The following is a 19,196-nucleotide window of genomic DNA, read 5'->3' as shown; positions in this document are numbered from 1 at the left end:
GAAACAGTATGTCGGATAAAAAGAATTTTATGTTAAGGGTCGATGCCGAAATGTTTAAGGCATTGGAAAAGTGGGCAGCCGACGAATTCAGAAGTGTAAACGGGCAGATCGAGTATCTCCTGAATAAGGCGCTGAAAGATAACAAGCGTCTTAAAAGTAAAAATCCAGAGAATAAGTCCGAAAAATAGCGTATTATTTCGGTATCTGTCTGCTGATTATGCAAGAGTCTGTCTTTTAAAGATTAAGCTCTTGCATTTTTTTTATACCCCTATATATTTATTGAATTGATAAATTCATTTTTATAATAAGAATGTCGTTTGTTTGAAAAATTGGTTTGATTTTTTGTGATTATTTGTATTTAAATTATACATTTATTAAAATCGATAAAGATTTTGAATAATGTTTGATTCGGACATGGTGCCTAAAATGGAAAGAATGTCATTTTGATCAGGATGCAGGCAAATATTATTTGAAAGCTATACATTTGAAAATATTAAAGAAGTAATGTGATATGGAAATTGGAAAGAATATACGCCTGATGGTGATCAGCACAAGTACAGTATATGGAAGTGATTTTTTGGTTTATATACGCGATAGAATAGCGGATTTTATAGGAGAAAAGCAAATTTTGTTTATTCCATATGCCCGTCCGTCCGGAATTTCATATGATGATTATACTTCCAAGGTGAGTCAGGCTATGGCATCTTTAGGTATTGCTGTAAGAGGTATTCATGAGTTTGAAAATCCTGCACAAGCTATACGTGAGACTTCTTCCATTTTTACAGGTGGCGGGAATACGTTTTTATTACTGAAGACTTTGCAGGAAAAGGGATTACTGTCGGTATTGAAGGAAGAGATTGAAAAGGGGAAACCTTATGTCGGTACTTCTGCCGGATCTAATCTGACTGGATTAACCATCAGTACGACCAATGATATGCCGATTGTCTATCCGCTGGGATTCGATGCTTTGCAGATTCTGCCGTTTAATATCAATCCGCATTATCTGGATCCGGATCCGAACTCTACCCACAAAGGAGAAACCCGTGAGACCCGTATTCAGGAGTTTCATGTCTATAATGCACAACCTGTCCTAGGTATACGGGAAGGAAGCTGGCTGGAGGTGGAGAACGGACAAGTCATACTTGCCGGAAATCTGACAGCCAGACTTTTCAGACAGGGAGCAACGCCTGTGGAACTCTCTCCCGGACAGATTGATTTTTAGATTCTAAAAAAGAGCTTTCAGCTTGAAAGCCAAAATAAAAGGTTAGCTTTGCCGCGTTTTGTTCACCATAATAATGTAGTTCCGATGGATCAAAATAACCTACTTCATCCTGCAGATATTGCAGAACAACTGGCAGAGTTAACCGGAAGAGAACTGTATGAGGAGTTTTCAGTCTATCCTCTGGATATCCGGCTGGAAATTTTCTCTTTTTTCGATAGTGCTTCCCAATATGAGCTGATAAAACAATTATCAGAAAAAGAACTATCCGAATTTCTGAATAATCTAAAGCCGGATCTTCGTAATGAGCTGTTTTACCAGCTGCCCGATGAAATGATCAAGTATCTGATCAACCTCCTCAATGAGCGGGAAAAGCAGATGGCACTGGAGCTAATTGGTTATAAGGAAGATAGCATTGCGCGGCTTATGACGCCGATGTATGTACAGGTCAGGCTGCATTATACTGTAGCTGACGTATTCCGGCACATTAAACTTTTCGGCAGAAAAGCAGAAACACTGAATTTTGTATATGTAGTAGACGGGCAGAATGTGCTGATCGATGATCTCAAGATCGGTCAGTTGCTGCTGGCTGATGAAAATACAAAAATCTCCGAATTGGTAGACTACAACTTTGCTGCAATCCGGGCCTCGACACCCATGGAAGAAGCATTCGAGATTTTTCAAAAGTATGACCGGAGTGCACTGCCAATTATTACAGATAGTGGTGTATTGGTCGGTATTGTGACCTTTGATGATATGTTGGATCGTATAGAAGACCGTGATACGGAAGATATTCATCGCTTCGGAGGTATGGATGAACTGGATCTGGCCTATACTAAGACTCCTTTGCTGGAACTGGTGCGTAAGCGCGCAGGCTGGTTGATTATCCTTTTTCTGAGTGAAATGTTAACGGCTTCAGCCATGAGTTACTATGACGGAGAGATTGCGAAAGCTGTAGTGCTGGCATTATTTGTGCCGCTTATCATATCTTCCGGTGGAAATTCAGGGTCTCAGGCAGCATCACTCATTATACGTGCAATGGCACTTGGGGAACTGAAGCTGAAAGACTGGTGGTACGTCATGAAGAGAGAAATTTCGTCCGGTATTATTCTAGGCGCTATACTGGGTTCTATAGGATTTATCCGGATTTTACTCTGGCAGCAACTTGGTATATATGACTACGGTGAATACTGGTTTTATATCGGTTTGAGTGTATCCATATCTTTATTGTTTATTGTATTATGGGGTACATTGTCCGGATCTTTTATTCCATTTATCTTACGAAGACTCGGAATGGACCCGGCTACTGCTTCGGCTCCTTTTGTCGCTACATTAGTCGATGTATCCGGTCTTATCATCTATTTTTCTATTGCTGCATTCTTTCTCAGCGGCAAATTATTGTAAACATCCTGTTATTGTCAAACAGATAGGCTTTTTAACTGTTAAAGAGAAAGGAGGCATATGTAGGCTTCCTCTCTTTATTGTTAATATTAAAAACATATCTATATGGCAAAGATTGTAGCCGATCAATTAGTGGAGATGCTCGTGCAAGCGGGTGTAAAAAGAGTATATGCAGTTACGGGAGATAGTCTCAATTTTTTTAATGAGGCTATTCGTAAAGATGGACGTATCAAATGGATTCATGTACGACATGAAGAAGTAGGGGCGTATGCCGCTGCTGCTGAAGCAGAACTGGATGGCATTGCCTGCTGTGCGGGTAGCTGCGGTCCCGGACATGTGCACCTTATCAACGGAATGTATGATGCACATAAATCGCATGTTCCTATGCTGGTTATTGCCTCTACTATCAATACGCATGAGATGGGAATGGATTATTTTCAGGAAACAAATACCATTAAATTATTTGACGATTGCAGTTGCTATAATCAGCTTATCACAACTGCAGAACAGGCTCCACGAATTATCCAGACGGCTATTCAGCATGCGATCAGTAAAAAAGGAGTCGCTGTAATCGGTTTGCCGGGAGATGTCAGTGAACTGAAGGCCGTGGATACAGAGACATCCACACAGATTTTCCGTTGCAATCCAACTATCCGCCCTTCAGAAGATGAACTCTTAAAACTGGCTAATCTGATAAATTCAAGCAGATGTACTACTATTTACTGTGGTATTGGAGCAGAAGGCGCACATGAACAGGTTGTGCAGCTGTCTCATCACCTGAAAGCTCCTGTAGGGTATTCTTTCCGCGGGAAGATGGGTATACAACATCATAATCCGAATGAGATCGGTATGACGGGTCTGTTGGGGATGCCTTCCGCCTATCAGAGTATGCATGATTCCGATTTAGTGATTCTGCTAGGAACGGACTTTCCGTATGAAAATTTTATGCCTGTTGATAATAAAATCATTCAGATCGATACCAATGCAGAACGTCTCGGACGACGTGCAAAACTGGATTTGGGATTGATCGGTGATATCAAAGATACCATTGTGGCACTTCTGCCTTTACTGAATGAAAAGCTGGATGATAGTTTTTTGAAAAGTCAGCTTGATTTTTATGAAAAAGTAAAGGAGAATATGCATACATACATCAATGCAAAAGGAGACGAAGATACCATTCAACCGGAATATCTGGCGCATATCATTGATACAAAAGCTGATGAAGATGCTATTTTTACGGTAGATACGGGGATGACCTGTGTATGGGGAGCTCGCTTTATAACGGCTACAGGTAAACGCAAAATGCTGGGATCCTTTAATCACGGATCGATGGCCAATGCGATGCCTATGGCTATAGGAGCTGCTCTGGCTTATCCGGATCGTCAGGTAATTGCTATGTGCGGGGACGGAGGTTTATCTATGTTATTGGGAGATCTCGCTACTATACGGCAGTATAATATTCCGGTCAAGATTGTCGTCTTCAATAACAGATCTCTTGGTATGGTCAAACTGGAAATGCAGGTAACAGGTCTGATGGATAACGAAACCGATATGATCAATCCCGACTTTGCAATGATTGCAGAAGCGATGGGCTTCAGAGGGATAACAGTACGTAATCCTGATGAAGTGAGCGGAGCTATAGATGCCGCATTATTGCACCCCGGACCTGTATTGCTAAATGTATTTACCAATCCAAGTGCGCTGGCGATGCCTCCTAAGGTGAATCTGGATCAGATGTTTGGAATGGCAAAATCTATGACAAAACTGATGTTAGGAGGGAAGATGCAGGAGGTATTTGATACGATAAAATCTAACTATAAACATCTTAAGGAATTGTAGATAGATGTTGATTATAAGGTTGTTATAGAAATTGAAACTGTAACAGCTTTATTTTTTACTTGATTTTCGAGAATAAGGAGTTATGAGTGATTTTAAAACTTAATTTTTTTTAATTCTATATTGATCAGGATGTTATAATTTCTTGTTTAAGATTTTTGATTTTTTAGATAAAAAAAGGCGATTTCTCCTTATATTTGTCCTGCTGCCCAAGTGGCGAAATGGTATACGCACCGTCTTCAGGTGGCGGCGCCGCAAGGTTTGCTGGTTCGACTCCAGTCTTGGGCACAAAAAAGGTTTACATTGAAAAATGTAAACCTTTTTTTATTGGCATACACCGTGCTGAAACGAGTCCAATTAAAATTGACTCATTAAAGGAAATATCAAAACCCATTCTTTCACAGTTTCAAAGCGATTGCATTTATGTGTTGTTTGTACCATAAAAATTAAGTCGCTTTTTGTTTCAGAGGTTCGTTTGAGAGCGTAGTGTGCATCGGGTGTAAAAAATAATGAGGGGATTAATTTTTTTTAAATCTATTCTGTGTTTAGATCATTAAAATCTTATTTTTTTTCGTTTAATGTTGTTTTTAGTAGCCATATTGTTGTTTCTTGTTAATATTAAATATTTAAAGGTTTGATTTATTGGGAAAATAAAATTTTATATTTGTTTTTATTCGTTTAATTTAATTTAATTTCCTTAAATTATGCTTTTTGATATTTTGATGTTATTTACAGTAATGTGTTATGGATGTAAACCTGAGCAATAGTTTTGACCTGAAATCATCGTGGACAAAACGAATTGGAAAAATTTTACTTTTACTTCTATTTTTCTCCACCTTAAATCAGTGGTATTTTTTGCCATGGTCTTACCTGCAACTAGGCCAGCCAAATCTCTTATTTGGAACACTATTACTTGCGCTTTGTTTGTTCAGCAGTAAAGAGCTATCATTTAATCAACTTGATTTCTTTTTACTTGTTCTACTATGTATAACGATATTAAACCAAATTCAAAACCCGGATTTCTCTTACCAGGATGCCATTTCCGGAGTACAACTATATGTACTTTACTTCCTGATAAAACAAAATAGAGAGTGGCTAACGATGAAGGTAGTAGCCTGGATATTGTTGATTATAGATTGCTATATCCTAGTTCATCTTATTGTTACCGAGCGCATATTTTATCATTTATCTTATGAAACATTTGGTCTATTTGAGAATCACACTATTCTTGCAATTTTCCTGGCTGTATCACTTCCCTTTGTTGCGACTGTCTTTAATAGACCGTTTTGGAAATTTCTTGTATTAATAACAATTAATGCCATTGTACTTTCTTATTCAAGAACCGCTTTTGCTGCCTTGTTTATTTCATTTATTGGTTATCATATATTATGGAATTATAAGGCTAAGTTCAACTACATATTATTAATCCTGCTTGTCTTATGCATAATTCTATTATTTGCATATAATGTAGATTCCGTATATGGAAGACTTTTAATCTGGAAAATATGCATATCAGAGATTAATTACGGTTCACTAGTCCTTGGAAATGGTAGCGGTTTTTTACAAAATCATTACCTCGATTTACAAAGCTCCTATTTTTCTATACAAAGGCCACTAAACGAACAATTATTGGCTGGTCAGGTTCACAGTCCCTTTAATGAGGGTTTAAGAATTCTTATAGAGCACGGAATATTCGTTTTTGGATTAGTTTTGTATCTGATTGTTGCAATGTATCGTCAAATGTTCAGTAACCTATTTAGATACAGTACAACCTTCATTGGCTTTAGCACATTTGTAATAATTTCTGCTTTTTCATACCCGTTGTCTTCGTCTTCTGTACAGTTGATTTTGGTGATAACTTTAGCTTTCGTAAATCCAAGTATACATTCATCCTTTCGATTAGAACCTTTTAAATTTAAAGGAATTCTGAATATTTCCCTCCTTGTATTAGTGGGCTTTGTAGTCTATTATTCTGCTAATGAAATGAAATACTTAAGGAAGTGGGTTAAACTGAGAAATAGCAATTATCAAACTTATAATGAAAGTCTGTATCTGGAAACCGCAATTTCATTATATCCAAAGATTAAGGACTATCCCAAAATCGCCCATGAATATGCAAATACATTGTACCAAATAGGATTATATGCTGATGCACTTGAGGTTGCTAATGCCGCAAAAGAGCTTTATTCAAACCTTCAAATTACTATGCTGTTGGCGGTAATTCATGAAAAGCTGGGAAACCAACGGAAAGCTGAGGCTTACTTAAAGAGCTCTATTGCAATGGTTCCCAAGTTATATTATCCAAAGTACTTGCTTTTTAAATTCTATCAAAAAAATCATCAGCATATACAGGCTAAAGAATGGGCTACATTAATCAGCAAGTTTCCAATAAAGGTTGATAGCAAAGAAGTTCAACAGATGAAACAAGAAACAAAAGAATATTTATTAACTAAATCACATTAATCATGAAAAGTAAAAACTATCTAAAATTATTTTGCTGGATGCTATTATTCAGCTTTTTGTTCGCTTCCTGTCAAAAGGATATAATGGTTATTCAGGATGAAGCTCCACCTGATGGATATGTCGGTCTGGCCAAAAGCTGGTATGAAAAAAATAGTCGGTGGGGTAAGAAAATTAAATCAGAATTAGGACAATCTAACTTTACAATTGATTGGACAAAGTATAAAATTACCTCAAATGTTAACGGGGATTCTGTTATAACAGTTCCAATTAAATCTAAAAAAGATACGTTCTATCGTGAAATAGGACTAATGATGGGTAAGGATAACATTCCATATGGTATCATTAAAGAATATCTGGGAAATCCCTTTAAGGAAAGTACCATTTTGAATATTTATACAGGTACCGGAAGGCTTCTTGAAACAGCATGGTATGATCATGAAAAGAAAACCATGAAATATATAGAGATAAAAAGAGAAAAGAAGGGATTGCTGAATTGGGTTAAGAAGAAATTGGCTTGTACCGGCTGTGGTGGGAATATGAATGACGGCTTTACTATGGAGGAAGTCGAGATAAATGGATATAGGCCAAAAGAACCAGACGATCTATATGGAGGAAACCCAATCGACATACCTGGATATCCGGGAAATGAAGGAGATCCAAATGAGGGAGTTCAGTCTGGTGGCGGAGGAGGTTCTAACTCAGGTACTAACACAAACACTAACACCGTACAAGAAAATCCCGGGATAAAACCATGTAATTTTAATTTCCAGCTTGCTGAAGGTGTGAATTGGCAAGCAGCAGCTGTTATGGGTTACAAAGTGTATACGGTAAATTCAAGATATGGTCAACCAGAACTGCTAGTCAGTTTCAATATTGAAGTTGGAATGCCAACCTATTCAAAAGCATTAAAAAGAGAAATCTCTCGAACTGAAGCACAACAATTAAGTTCCCAAGCTTTTCAAAAGGCAATTGAGCAAGCTAATATTCAATATTCTTTGAATAAATTAAACTCTGCACAACTTCCAGTATTTGTTAAAACACAAATGGAGACGTATATTAATAGTATTTTAGGCGTTTATGGTTTAGCAAAAGTTTCAACCAGAGTAGGTACGAATCCTGGAGCTCCACGAACACCATGGGACCCAAATTGTAAATAAATTATGAAAGAAAAAATCTTAATTAGTCAATTGAAAGCTTTTTATCCGGTAGGAATATCTATTTCTGACGAAAAGAGCTACAATGAGAGTGTAGAAAATCAAAGAAAAGTAAAAGCAATAAATGATGGATTGAAAGATCGTACTCAATGGAACAAAACAAAACAATCTATAATGTTAAATCTAGGATTGGATGACGTTGCTGATTATTCGTTCGCTGCTGGATATCCGGTTTATTACGGTTCTTTTAGAATTTCAGAGGAGTCGCCATTCATGTACTCCTTATTCATAAGTGTGCTATTACCCTATTTCTGTATTCGTCTAATGGATACAGAACTATACATTAAACGTTTTAAACCTATAGGTGAATTGGAAGTTTCTGTATTTAAAAAAGTATCATCAATTATAACATCGTATTTCAAAGACTATGAATTAATTGATGATAAAGATCTTTTGGAGCATCAGGTTTTAAACATTGAGTTCGACTATGCAGATCCACCCACCATTGCTGATTTGTTGTTCACAACTATAGAAACATAGATAGCACATCTGAGGCATAATAATAAATAAATTGTTATGCCTCAGTAAGTAAAGTTCTCCTTGCTTCCGAAAGTAATAAGAGCATTTGAGCAATTTGCAAGAGGTACATTAAGTCTTCAAGGTGGTACATTAGTTAGGACAAGTCCACAAACGGATGCAAGAGTAATTATTTAAGAAGCTGATTACGATTTATTTTAGGATGAAAGAAGATAAAATATTTTTAGAAATTGCAAGACAATACTTTAATGATAAAGTATTGTATGAAGATACTATTGAGTATCAAAGACTATTAGAAAAAGTAGCTGAAGGAAGAGAAAATGTAACGTTACAGAAAAAGCTTTCCGAGCTAATATCTAGTATTATTAGTTCGTCAGAATTCATAATAGAGGACGTGACTCGTTTTGGTGGACTTGACAGAAGCTATGTTTACAGAATTGAGAATCTTTCATTGTCAACTAAGGAAAGGATATGTGACACCATCATTTGTGTAAGTTTCTTGGCGCCTTATTACTGTATTTATCAAAGAGAAACTATAATTTATTATGATAAAAATGGTGAAAGAGGACATCAAAGTTACAACTTGAATTTGGATGAATTTTCTTTTGTTTCCTCTGATTCATTAATAGAAATCAGGAAATTGCTGGATAATATGGAGTATACAGAAGTCAAAGGCGATCAAATTATTATGCCCTTGCCATATTTTTATACAGTTGGTATCCCCCATGAAGAATTCACGTTGTTTACAGCTTTGTTTAAAAATTTAATGGAAGTATGATATCATTGGGTGTTTTCGAATCTTGTAAACATTATGTAAATGTTTGTGATGATGTAAGACCCCAAATTGTAAATAAATATGGAAACAAAACTTTTAATTAATCAATTGACAGCTTTTTATCCGGTAGGAATATCTATTTCTGACGAAAAGAGCTACAATGAGAGTGTAGAAAATCAAAGAAAAGTAAAAGCAATAAATGACGCATTGAAAGATCGTGATCATTGGGAAAATACAAAACATTCAATTTTCTTACATTTAGGATTACAACGTATTTCTGATTATTCCTTTGCAGGAGGATATGCTACATATTATGCCTCCTTTAGAGCAGAACAGGGGTCTTCTTTAGTTTACTCCATATTGATAAGTGTTTTATTACCGTACTATTGTATACGTATAAGTAATACAGAAACAGAGACTAAGCGATATAGACCTTTAAATGAATCAGAAATATTAATTTTTGACAAAGTATCTTCTATTATAATATCGCAATTTAAAGACTACGAACTAATTGATGATAAGGAGCTATTGGAGCATCAAGTTTCAAATATTGAATTCGACTATACCGATCCACCCACCATTGCTGATTTGTTGTTCACAACTATAGAGGCATAAGATAGCTAATATGAGGTATGAGATTATTCTCATACCTCATTTGCATAATAACTGATATTTATGATAAATCCATATTTATAATATAGTATATCAAAAATTGTTTACGAGGACTCACTCGGATAAAATCCTGTTAAAGATTTTTTTCTTTAAGCCATGAAAACAGTATCTCATAAACTTTTGTCCTGACCTCTTTTGCGGAAAGAACAAGATCATGTACTCCATTTTCAACTGATATAATGGTAATATCACCCGTCAGCTTTTGGGCATATTTGTGAATATCTTTAACCTCAAGGACAAGATCACTGCTGTTGACATCCTTGTTCCATTCTTTCGGTTTCTTGCTTTGATGGGAATGCATAATGAGTGCAGGCATTGTAAGAGTTGCTCCGTTATGTATGGCTCTGTGCGCCAGATGTACGGCTCTTATAAATCCTGCATAAGAGTATGGGTAGTGTACAGGTTTCCAATTCAGATTAAAATCCCATTCTCCCGCAAGGTCCTTATGCAGACTTCTTGCGTAATAACGATTTAATCCGTTAGGAAGGCGAAGATGCGGGAATAATTTAGCCAGGCTGCTGGCAAAAGGAATTCCGATAAGTTTGGATAAAGCATCTACATTAAAGTGATAGAAGGGGCTATTCGTCCAGAGACCCTTGATTAAGGAATCAAGTGGATGACGAATCGCATAATAGGTCGCTGTGAGTCCCCCTGTAGAGTGCCCGCATAGAATAACAGAATGATGTCCTTCATCAGCAATTAATCTGAGAGTCAGATCGATTTCTTCATCATACTCACGCAGGTCTCTGACATTAAATAGTTTTTGGTGGGACAGATATGAACGACCGTATTTTCGCAAATCTAAGGCATAGAAGTCATATCCGTGAAGATTGAATTGTTCTGCCATTTCTGTCTGAAAGAAATAATCGATATAGCCATGTATATACAGTACTGCTTTTCGGGTGACAATTTCACTTTTTCTACGCACTACGGTTGCTACCGCTTTTCCTTCATAATCATCTTTGAGGATCAGCGTCCGTTGTTGATAAGGACTTCCCAGAATGTCAGCCTGATAAGGGGTTAATTGATCTTCCATATACCTGCGTTTATTCTAAATTATTGAATTGTAGCTTTAGGAGTGTATTTCATTTAACGGACTTCTACTCCGATTGTATTGTAGTGTTCTAACATGGTGCTATCCGGATCACATTCCGTTATCAGCATATGCAGAGATTTGGTCTTGGCCACATAATAATTATCTGTACTGTTGAGTTTATCTGATGTACAAAGACCGATCGTATTGGTGCTGTTTGCGATTATTTCCCGTTTCATTTCAGCGTCTTCCAGATCTTTACAATATAATTCTTCCGGAGTTATACTGGATACACCGAAGAAGTAATAATCTGCTCTGAACTTCTGAATATTCAGAAGCGTTTCGTTTCCATATGTCGCAAATGCCGTTTTAGAAAGACGGCCCCCAAGAAACAATAATTCGCATGTCGGGTGATCTTCAAGTACATTAGCAACCGGAAAACTATTTGTTATAATCGTCGCTCTGAGATCCTGTGGTAATATTTTGGCCAATTCCAAAGCGGATGTCCCTCCATCAAAGAAAAGGAGCTGATTGTGTTTGATCAGGGATAACGCTTTGCGGGCAATGATTTTCTTTTCCTCAATATCTCTTATTTCACGTTGTCTGTAATGATGCGGAATCTTCGACAGGGTTGTTGCACCTCCACGCACAGCTTTGAGTAGTCCCTGACTGTCGAGTTCTTTGATATCTCTTCTTACAGTGTCTTCAGATGCTGTTATAACAGCTGACAGTTCTGCATAAGAGACAACTCCTCTTTTATGAAGTTCATTTAATATGGTAGATAAGCGTTCCTGTTTTAGCATAAGCTAAAGTAGCATTTAAAATAATAAACAGCAAATATTTGCAATTTATTGCAAAATATTGCATATTGCAGCATGGTACAACAGAAAATAATTGCACTTGATATGGATGGTGTACTGGCCGATAACCAGCAGCATTATCTCACTTATTATTATAATGAAACAGGGATCCGGCTGGATCCTTCCACTATGTTAGGAAAGCCTGAGGATTTGGGTTTGCCTGATGAAACAGCGATATACCGCTATCTGCATACAGAAGGGTATTTCAGAACCTTACCGGTTGCTGAGGATGCCATAGAAGTTGTTCGGGAATTGCAGAGCAAGTATACAATTTATGTGGTATCTGCAGCAATGGAATTCCCACATTCACTTCGGGAAAAATTTGACTGGCTGGCGGAATATTTTCCTTTTATCTCCTGGAAAAATATTGTTTTCTGTGGCGATAAGAGCATCATTAAGACCGATTATCTTCTTGATGACCACATCAGTAATCTGCGTACTTTCCAGGGAAAGCCTTTACTTTTTAATTCCTTTCATAATGTACATGAACAAGACTATGAAAGGTTGATGAACTGGAAAGAAGTAGGGGAATACTTTTTGAAATAGGAAATATCCTGCTTGTAAGATCATATCTAAAACAGGAATTGCTGCACATAAAGTTTGTGTAGCAATTCCTGATACATGTCCGAAACCTTTTACTCATCAGGTAAAATCCTGTATGGGTTTTTCAGGACGGTTTAATTCTGTTTAAAGGCTTCCGTTACAGCTTTACCTCTCCATGCCTGAGGTTGTTCAAGCCCCAGTATCCATGCTAAGGTAGCACCTGTATCATACGTTATAATGGAGTTTTTGATTTCATGATTTACTTTTACACCCGGTCCGCTGATAATCCATGGGATCTCCACTTCGTCCAGTGATTTTCCGCCATGACCTTTGTCTATGCCTCCGTGATCTGATGTGATGAGTACAATAGTTTCGTTCGCAATACCTGCATCTTTTATTGCACTGAGTATCTTACCTATACGTGCATCTACTGTTTTCAGAATTTCATAATATTCCGCTGTACGGTGACCTTTAGCATGTCCTGTGTGATCCGGTTCATCAAAATGAATAAATGTAAACAGAGGTTTTTTGGTTTTTATGGTTTCTACAGCATCGTTCACACACTTTTCCTCATCATCATTTGCCGGCAATACATGCGTAATTGCATCTTTTTCGATCAGGTAGCCGATTCCGGGCCAGCTGTATACTGCTGCAGTAACAGCCTTTGGTTTCTGATCCCGGATTACACTGAAGATACTGGGGAACTGTTTATAGGCTGAAGTCGTGTAAGCAGATGGAATCTCCGGCTTCTGACTTCCCCATTCTGTAAAACCATGCTGCGTAGGACCTGCACCCATCAGCATCGATGCCCAGTTAACAGCACTGGAAGAGGGAAGGACCGAACGGGCATGCAGACTCCATGCACCGGATGCCATTACTGATTTGACATTTGGCATATCGGCTTTAGGAAGGGCATATGCACCCAATCCATCACAGCCTATTACTACAATATGCTTTGCTTTTTTGACCTGTGCCTGCAGTGTAATTACACCTAAACAGATCACTGCACATAGAAATAATTTTTTCATTGGTTATTCGATTTACAATTAATCAAATATATTCTTTTGATACGTAAGTCGCTATTTATGAAGTTTAAGCAATCGATTGTCCAACGGTTTTGTTATAAAAAAATAAGGCTGAGTTCTGTAGAGAACCCAGCCTTAATATTGTAATATGCTATATGGCTAATGCCTGTCTTCTTAGTGTTTGAAGTGGCGTACACCTGTTGTTACCATTGCAAGGCCTTTTTCATTTGCCATATCAATAGACAATTGGTCTTTGATCGATCCTCCCGGTTGTAATACCGCTGCAATACCCGCCTCTGCAGCCAGTTCCACGCAGTCAGGGAAAGGGAAAAATGCATCTGAAGCCATTGATGACCCGTTAAGGTTAAACCCGAAAGATTTAGCTTTCTCGATAGCTTGCTTCAGGGCATCTACGCGTGAAGTCTGTCCCACACCTGATGCTAACAGCTGACCGTCTTTTGCAAAAACAATAGTATTGGATTTGGTATGTTTCACAATTTTATTGGCAAAATACAGGTCTTCTAACTGCTCGGCAGTAGGTTTAACATTCGTAACAGAAGTCATCTGATCCGGATTTTCTACCGTATTGTCTTTATCCTGCTGAATTACTCCGTTCAATAATGTTTTGAATTGTTGCTGAGGCAATTTTACATCTTTACGAACCAGAATAATACGGTTTTTCTTTGCGGTCAGGATTGCTTTTGCTTCTTCAGAGTAAGAAGGGGCGATTAATACCTCGAAGAAAAGATTGTTAATTTCTGTAGCAGTTTCAGCATCTACTTCCCGATTTGTGATCAAAACACCTCCGAATGCGGAGACAGGATCACATGCCAGGGCATCTGTCCATGCTTGTTTTACCGTAGGACGTGAAGCCACACCACAAGCATTTGTATGTTTCAGGATCGCAAAGGTAGGTTCTTCAAATTCATCAATAATCGATACGGCAGCATCTACGTCTACCAAATTATTGTATGAAAGTTCTTTTCCGTTTAGTTTGTCAAACATAGCATCCAGGTTGCCATAGAAAACACCTTTCTGATGCGGGTTTTCTCCGTAACGCAATACCTGAGCAGTTTGTTCAGACTGTTTGAAAACATCAAGAGGATTCTCCTGATTGAAATAGTTAAAAATAGCAGTGTCGTAGTGAGACGATGTATTGAAAGCGCGTTTTGCAAATTCTTTACGTTGCTCAAGTGTCGTACTACCTTCCTGAGCTGCTAATATATTTTCAAGTTCCTGATAATCATTTTTAGAAGACAGAATAACAACATCATTGAAGTTTTTGGCAGCAGCACGAATCAATGAAATTCCACCAATATCAATTTTTTCAATAATATCCTGTTCCTGAGCTCCGGAAGCAACTGTTTCTTCAAACGGATAAAGATCTACAATAACCAAATCAATTTCCGGAATTTCATATTGTTCCAGTTGTTTCTGGTCATCTTCCAACGGTCTTCTTGCCAGAATACCTCCGAATACTTTAGGATGTAACGTTTTGACACGTCCGCCTAAGATAGAAGGGTAGCTGGTCAGATCTTCTACAGGTACCACACCGATACCTAAATCTTTGATAAATGCTTCGGTACCTCCGGTAGAGTAGAAGGTCACACCATGTTTGTGCAGCAGTTGAATGAGAGGCGCTAAATTGTCTTTGTAATATACAGACACTAAAGCATTTTTAATCTTTACAGGATGGCTCATTATTATTTTGTTTGGAAGCCGCAAAGATACAAAATAATACAGAATAGCCTATGGCGTATTTTAGTAAATTATCAATTGTACTTTTTTAACAGATTTTCAATCACTTTAGGGTAGTGAAGATGTTCCAGTTGCTGGCCTTTGAATTTGATAATTTCCAAAGTATCGCCGGATTCTACTTTAAATTTGGCCTGATAAATGACTTCGCCTTCATCAAAATGTTCATTTACAAAATGAATGGTTATCCCGTGCTCCGATTCTTTGGCCTCCAGTATCGCTTTATGAACGCGATCGCCGTACATTCCTTTGCCACCAAATTTAGGGAGCAAAGCCGGGTGGATATTGATGATTTTATTCGGAAAAGCTTTCAGTAAATTTTCCGGAACAAGCCAGAGAAAACCAGCCAGTACAATCAGATCAATATTCAGGTTTTTCAGTAGTTTAACAATATCATCTGTCTGAAAAAAATCATGTCTGTCAAATACGTGAGAAGGGATCTCAAAGTTATCAGCACGTTGCAGTACATATGACTCGGGATTATTACTTAAGATCAAAGCGACCTCAGCTGTATCTGAATATTTAAAATGCTCCATTATTTTCTGAGCATTAGAACCTGATCCTGAAGCAAAAATAGCGATACGTTTTTTCACAGACTTTCTTCCTTATTGATAACCATTAACTAAAACTAACCAAAAATACTTAAATTTTTCATTAAATTATTGTAAGATATGCGTTAAATGCAGAAATTGGTGCCAAATCTTACAATTAAATTGAACATTTATTCCATATGAGGAAACGAATACTGCTAAAGCTCTCTTGTGCAATCTATTTCATGAGCAGCGCATTCCAACAGACAACTCAGGCGCAGCTTGCAGCTTCCGGAATCAATCTCCGGTCATACATCATGAATATGGACATGCCCCGCCTCAATCTGCAGGTCAGCAGTACCAAAGTGGTCGCTCCTGCAATTGAAATTGCAGTAACAGCGGTCGGAAGAGCTTCAGCAGAGGGAAAGAACGACGGACAAAGATTGCCGCTGCTATACGACAGCTTTTGCCATCCCAGTGTTGTGTATGTGGATAACAAATGGAACGGATTCCGCTATTGGATGGCTATGTCTCCCTATTTCGGACAGACAAAATCTGACCCCGGTTTTGAAAATCCTACTGTAGTCTGCTCCAACGACGGTATACACTGGGAAGAACCTAAAGGTATCCGTAATCCTATTGATATTCCGCCTGCAAAACCTTCACATGCATACTGGAGTGATCCGAAATTGTATCTGGATGATAAAGGGCTTATGCATATATTCTATAGAGGGGATGCTATGCCAAACGGCAAGCTGGGTGTACGGTTTGGTGATCATGAACGTGCAATTGTACACCGGTCTTCCAGGGATGGTGCCGGCTGGTCTAAAGTATGGATGCTCTACTCTTCCGATTCTGAAGGCGTAGATGCCGCAAATCTGCTGTTGTCTCCGGCAATTTTTCAGGATCATACCGGTAGATATAACTGCTACGATGTGATCTACAGTTCGGCCAAACATCCTATTGGTCCTCAGGGGAATCAGACACACGCCTTTGTTCATAGACGAACTTCTGCACAGATCGACTCCTTTGGCAAATTCAGTACCACACAGCTGTGTAAATTTATCAACCGTCCCTGGGGCACGGGTATGGATCCCTGGCATCTGGATGCGTTTATGGTTGGACGCCTTTATTTTATGTTGATAGATGTAGGTCGGGTCAATAATTATTATGGCAATGAGCTGTATATTGCATACAGTCAGGATGGTATTAATTTTAAAGTCATTAATACCCCACTTTCTCCGAGCGGAGCCTATAAATCTGCCATGTATCCTATCAAAGCAGACGGCAATGAAATCCAGCTTGGGCTATACAGAGCGGATAATAAGACTGGGGTAATATCATATGAAATAGTATCTTTAATGCACAAGGACTAAATTTTTTATAATGAAAAAACTGATTGTTATTTTACTAAGCGTTTATTTTACAAGCCATGCTGCTGCACAAAAAGCACCGGTGACTATACCGGATTTCACCTTTTATTTATTACAGAATAATCAGCCATTCAAGCAGGATAAACTTCCTTCATCAGGATATATTATCTTCAATTACTATGATCCGGGCTGCGGACATTGCCAGAAAATGGCTGCCGGAATCGCTAAAAACATTGATAAATTTTCGAAAAGTCAGATTTATTTTGTGACCATTAATGATAAGCCTTATGTGGATGGCTTTATTGACATGTATATTCCGGCATTAAAAAACAGGAAAAATGTAGTGTTTTTGCATGACAAGGATATTGAATTTATCCCTAAATTTAATCCTACACAGTATCCGTCTGTTTACTTGTATGATGCAAAGACCAAGAAGCTTATCAGGCACTTTGACGGGGAAGAGGATGCCCGGAAACTGGTCACTTATCTGAAATAAGATTTATAATGATTGGTTTCATCACATCATGAAACCAATCATTTTTGACAGCTGACTGTTGTTAATTTTTCTGCGTCAGCAAATAATCTAAAATTTTCATAGCGTATTCATCTGTCTCCACAGCTGAATTGGATAATACAACTACTGCGGATTTTTCGTCCGGAGCGATTCCGATAAAAGAACGGCTTCCGTTGGTTCCGCCATTATGCCAGTAGAAGGTGATACCCTCCAGCATATTGATATGCCATGCCATTCCCAGATCTGTGTCAGGAGGCAGGAAATAGGTGAATTGCTTGGTTTCTGCCATAGCTTTTTCAATATCAGTCTCCGGCATCTTAAACTGAGCGCGTGCGAATTGAAGCAGATCCGTAACTGTAGATTTTAAGGCACCCGCACCTGCAAGCGCATTGAAATTCCAGACAGGTACCTGCTCCCCTTTACTGTTATAAACACTGACCAACTGATTGTTTTTTGGATCCACCTTATCTGCAGTAGCAGTCATACTTAGTGGTTTGGCAATGATATCTTGTATAAGTTGATTATATGTTTTTTTACTGATTACACTGATCAGGTCACCTAATAATCCAAATCCTAGATTGCTGTATTCAAATTTTTCGCCCGGAGCTTGTGTCGCCTTATAGTTTTTGAGATAAGCATAGAGTGATTTACGGTCATAGGCTTTATAAGGATCTGATTCGGTATAACCTTTCACTGTTTGCAGATTACTTGGTAATCTAGGCAAACCTGAAGTATGGTTGGCTAATGAGCGGAAGGTAATTTTCTGAAGATCAGTATTGGTTTTGAGGGAGTCCGGCAGGTATTTTGTAACCGCATCATCCAGAGAGATTGTATTTTTTAATACTAAATCCGCTAATAATGTCGCTGTAAATACCTTTGATATTGAACCTATTTCATACTGGGATATATCAGTTGGTAAAGTTGAATTGCCTTTGGTTGTTTCACCGAAAAAATAAGTCTTGACCTGATTATTTTTGATTACACCAATAGAAAGTGATGCCGTGTTCGGTTTTTTGAGATAGGCTTTCGCAATAGAATCCACATAAAAATCAAGAGGGGACTCTTTTACCGATTTATCGGTTAGTATCGTGTCCGTTTTTGTTTCTTCCTGTCTTTCAGCCTTTGGATATGGCTTTATCAGAAAAGTGTTGTAATGAAGGCTCTTGTCGATGACCAGTAAAAGCTGCATAGGGCCATCTGCATAGTCTAATCGATAAGCACCTATTCCGCTGTCAAAGCTTTCTAATGTGGCAGAGCGGATACGTCCTTTCGGGAATACATGCTGTGTCAATATGGACGCCAGTCTGCTTTTAGGAATGGCTTTTTGAAAACTCTCATCTGCCATATTATAAATGGAATCTACCTGCTGATTATTCAGGAAAAATTCAATTTTATTAAATACGGCTTTATTTTGCTGTTGTTGAGAACTTGTCTGTTGCGCTTTTAGTGAAAAAGCGATCAACAGACAAGACAGGGATATTATATATTTTGTCATTTCAGAGACAA

Annotated in this window: 18 protein-coding genes and 1 tRNA gene; 13 read left to right on the top strand and 6 right to left on the bottom strand. The window is 38.0% G+C overall.

What is annotated here, in order from left to right:
• The first annotated feature begins 8 nt into the window (after positions 1-8).
• From I6J03_RS02565 to I6J03_RS02520, 10 genes are all read left to right on the top strand, one after another.
• Complete coding sequence (locus I6J03_RS02565) at positions 9-188, top strand: hypothetical protein (protein WP_003010637.1); 180 nt, start codon at positions 9-11, stop codon at positions 186-188.
• A 323-nt stretch (positions 189-511) separates the two neighbouring features.
• Complete coding sequence (pepE, locus tag I6J03_RS02560; RefSeq protein ID WP_003010638.1) at positions 512-1,222, top strand: dipeptidase PepE; 711 nt, start codon at positions 512-514, stop codon at positions 1,220-1,222.
• Positions 1,223-1,306: 84 nt separating this feature from the next.
• Positions 1,307-2,623, top strand: a complete 1,317-nt coding sequence (gene mgtE, locus I6J03_RS02555; RefSeq protein WP_003010639.1) for a magnesium transporter — start codon at positions 1,307-1,309, stop codon at positions 2,621-2,623.
• Positions 2,624-2,725: 102 nt separating this feature from the next.
• Positions 2,726-4,459 (top strand): ubiquinone-dependent pyruvate dehydrogenase, encoded by a 1,734-nt coding sequence (locus tag I6J03_RS02550; protein WP_003010640.1) that lies wholly within the window; start codon positions 2,726-2,728, stop codon positions 4,457-4,459.
• 204 nt (positions 4,460-4,663) lie between these two features.
• A tRNA-Leu gene (locus tag I6J03_RS02545) sits at positions 4,664-4,744 on the top strand.
• 456 nt (positions 4,745-5,200) lie between these two features.
• On the top strand, positions 5,201-6,919 hold the full coding sequence (locus I6J03_RS02540; RefSeq protein ID WP_003010641.1) for a tetratricopeptide repeat protein: 1,719 nt from the start codon (positions 5,201-5,203) through the stop codon (positions 6,917-6,919).
• Positions 6,920-6,921: 2 nt separating this feature from the next.
• On the top strand, positions 6,922-8,076 hold the full coding sequence (locus I6J03_RS02535) for a hypothetical protein (protein ID WP_003010642.1): 1,155 nt from the start codon (positions 6,922-6,924) through the stop codon (positions 8,074-8,076).
• A gap of 3 nt (positions 8,077-8,079) precedes the next feature.
• Positions 8,080-8,613, top strand: a complete 534-nt coding sequence (locus I6J03_RS02530) for a hypothetical protein (RefSeq protein ID WP_003010643.1) — start codon at positions 8,080-8,082, stop codon at positions 8,611-8,613.
• 199 nt (positions 8,614-8,812) lie between these two features.
• Entirely contained in the window at positions 8,813-9,388 is a 576-nt protein-coding gene (locus I6J03_RS02525) for a hypothetical protein (protein ID WP_003010644.1), read from the top strand.
• Between the two features lie 78 nt (positions 9,389-9,466).
• Positions 9,467-10,000 carry a hypothetical protein gene (locus tag I6J03_RS02520; RefSeq protein WP_003010646.1) on the top strand — a complete coding sequence of 178 codons (534 nt, stop codon included), beginning with the start codon at positions 9,467-9,469 and terminating at the stop codon, positions 9,998-10,000.
• A gap of 130 nt (positions 10,001-10,130) precedes the next feature.
• Here the strand turns inward: I6J03_RS02520 and I6J03_RS02515 are convergent, their stop codons facing one another.
• Entirely contained in the window at positions 10,131-11,093 is a 963-nt protein-coding gene (locus I6J03_RS02515; RefSeq protein WP_003010647.1) for an alpha/beta hydrolase, read from the bottom strand.
• A 53-nt stretch (positions 11,094-11,146) separates the two neighbouring features.
• Entirely contained in the window at positions 11,147-11,893 is a 747-nt protein-coding gene (locus tag I6J03_RS02510) for a DeoR/GlpR family DNA-binding transcription regulator (RefSeq protein ID WP_002993685.1), read from the bottom strand.
• Between the two features lie 72 nt (positions 11,894-11,965).
• Here I6J03_RS02510 and I6J03_RS02505 point away from each other — a divergent pair, with 72 nt between their 5' ends.
• The gene (locus I6J03_RS02505; protein WP_003010650.1) at positions 11,966-12,496 is read left to right on the top strand and encodes a 5' nucleotidase, NT5C type; all 531 of its coding nucleotides are present in this window, start codon (positions 11,966-11,968) and stop codon (positions 12,494-12,496) included.
• A 131-nt stretch (positions 12,497-12,627) separates the two neighbouring features.
• Here I6J03_RS02505 and I6J03_RS02500 read toward each other — a convergent pair whose 3' ends face one another.
• From I6J03_RS02500 to purN, 3 genes are all read right to left on the bottom strand, one after another.
• Complete coding sequence (locus I6J03_RS02500) at positions 12,628-13,521, bottom strand: alkaline phosphatase (RefSeq protein ID WP_003010651.1); 894 nt, start codon at positions 13,519-13,521, stop codon at positions 12,628-12,630.
• Positions 13,522-13,692: 171 nt separating this feature from the next.
• Positions 13,693-15,219 (bottom strand): bifunctional phosphoribosylaminoimidazolecarboxamide formyltransferase/IMP cyclohydrolase, encoded by a 1,527-nt coding sequence (gene purH / locus I6J03_RS02495; protein WP_003010652.1) that lies wholly within the window; start codon positions 15,217-15,219, stop codon positions 13,693-13,695.
• Positions 15,220-15,290: 71 nt separating this feature from the next.
• Positions 15,291-15,866, bottom strand: coding sequence for a phosphoribosylglycinamide formyltransferase (gene purN, locus I6J03_RS02490; RefSeq protein WP_002993695.1), 576 nt, complete (start codon positions 15,864-15,866; stop codon positions 15,291-15,293).
• Positions 15,867-16,048: 182 nt separating this feature from the next.
• On the opposite strand from purN, the gene I6J03_RS02485 reads away from it, so the two are divergent.
• Together I6J03_RS02485 and I6J03_RS02480 are read left to right on the top strand one after the other, a co-directional pair.
• Positions 16,049-17,179 (top strand): glycoside hydrolase family protein, encoded by a 1,131-nt coding sequence (locus I6J03_RS02485; RefSeq protein WP_003010653.1) that lies wholly within the window; start codon positions 16,049-16,051, stop codon positions 17,177-17,179.
• 10 nt (positions 17,180-17,189) lie between these two features.
• Positions 17,190-17,672: a peroxiredoxin family protein gene (locus I6J03_RS02480; RefSeq protein WP_003010656.1), complete on the top strand. Its 483-nt coding sequence runs from the start codon at positions 17,190-17,192 to the stop codon at positions 17,670-17,672.
• 61 nt (positions 17,673-17,733) lie between these two features.
• On the opposite strand, the gene I6J03_RS02475 is transcribed toward I6J03_RS02480, so the two are convergent.
• Complete coding sequence (locus tag I6J03_RS02475) at positions 17,734-19,185, bottom strand: serine hydrolase (RefSeq protein WP_201694133.1); 1,452 nt, start codon at positions 19,183-19,185, stop codon at positions 17,734-17,736.
• Positions 19,186-19,196: the final 11 nt, after the last annotated feature.

Origin of the sequence: Sphingobacterium spiritivorum, from assembly GCF_016724845.1 — a bacterium.
Taxonomy (GTDB): domain Bacteria; phylum Bacteroidota; class Bacteroidia; order Sphingobacteriales; family Sphingobacteriaceae; genus Sphingobacterium; species Sphingobacterium spiritivorum_A.
This window is presented reverse-complemented; position numbering and strand designations above follow the sequence as displayed.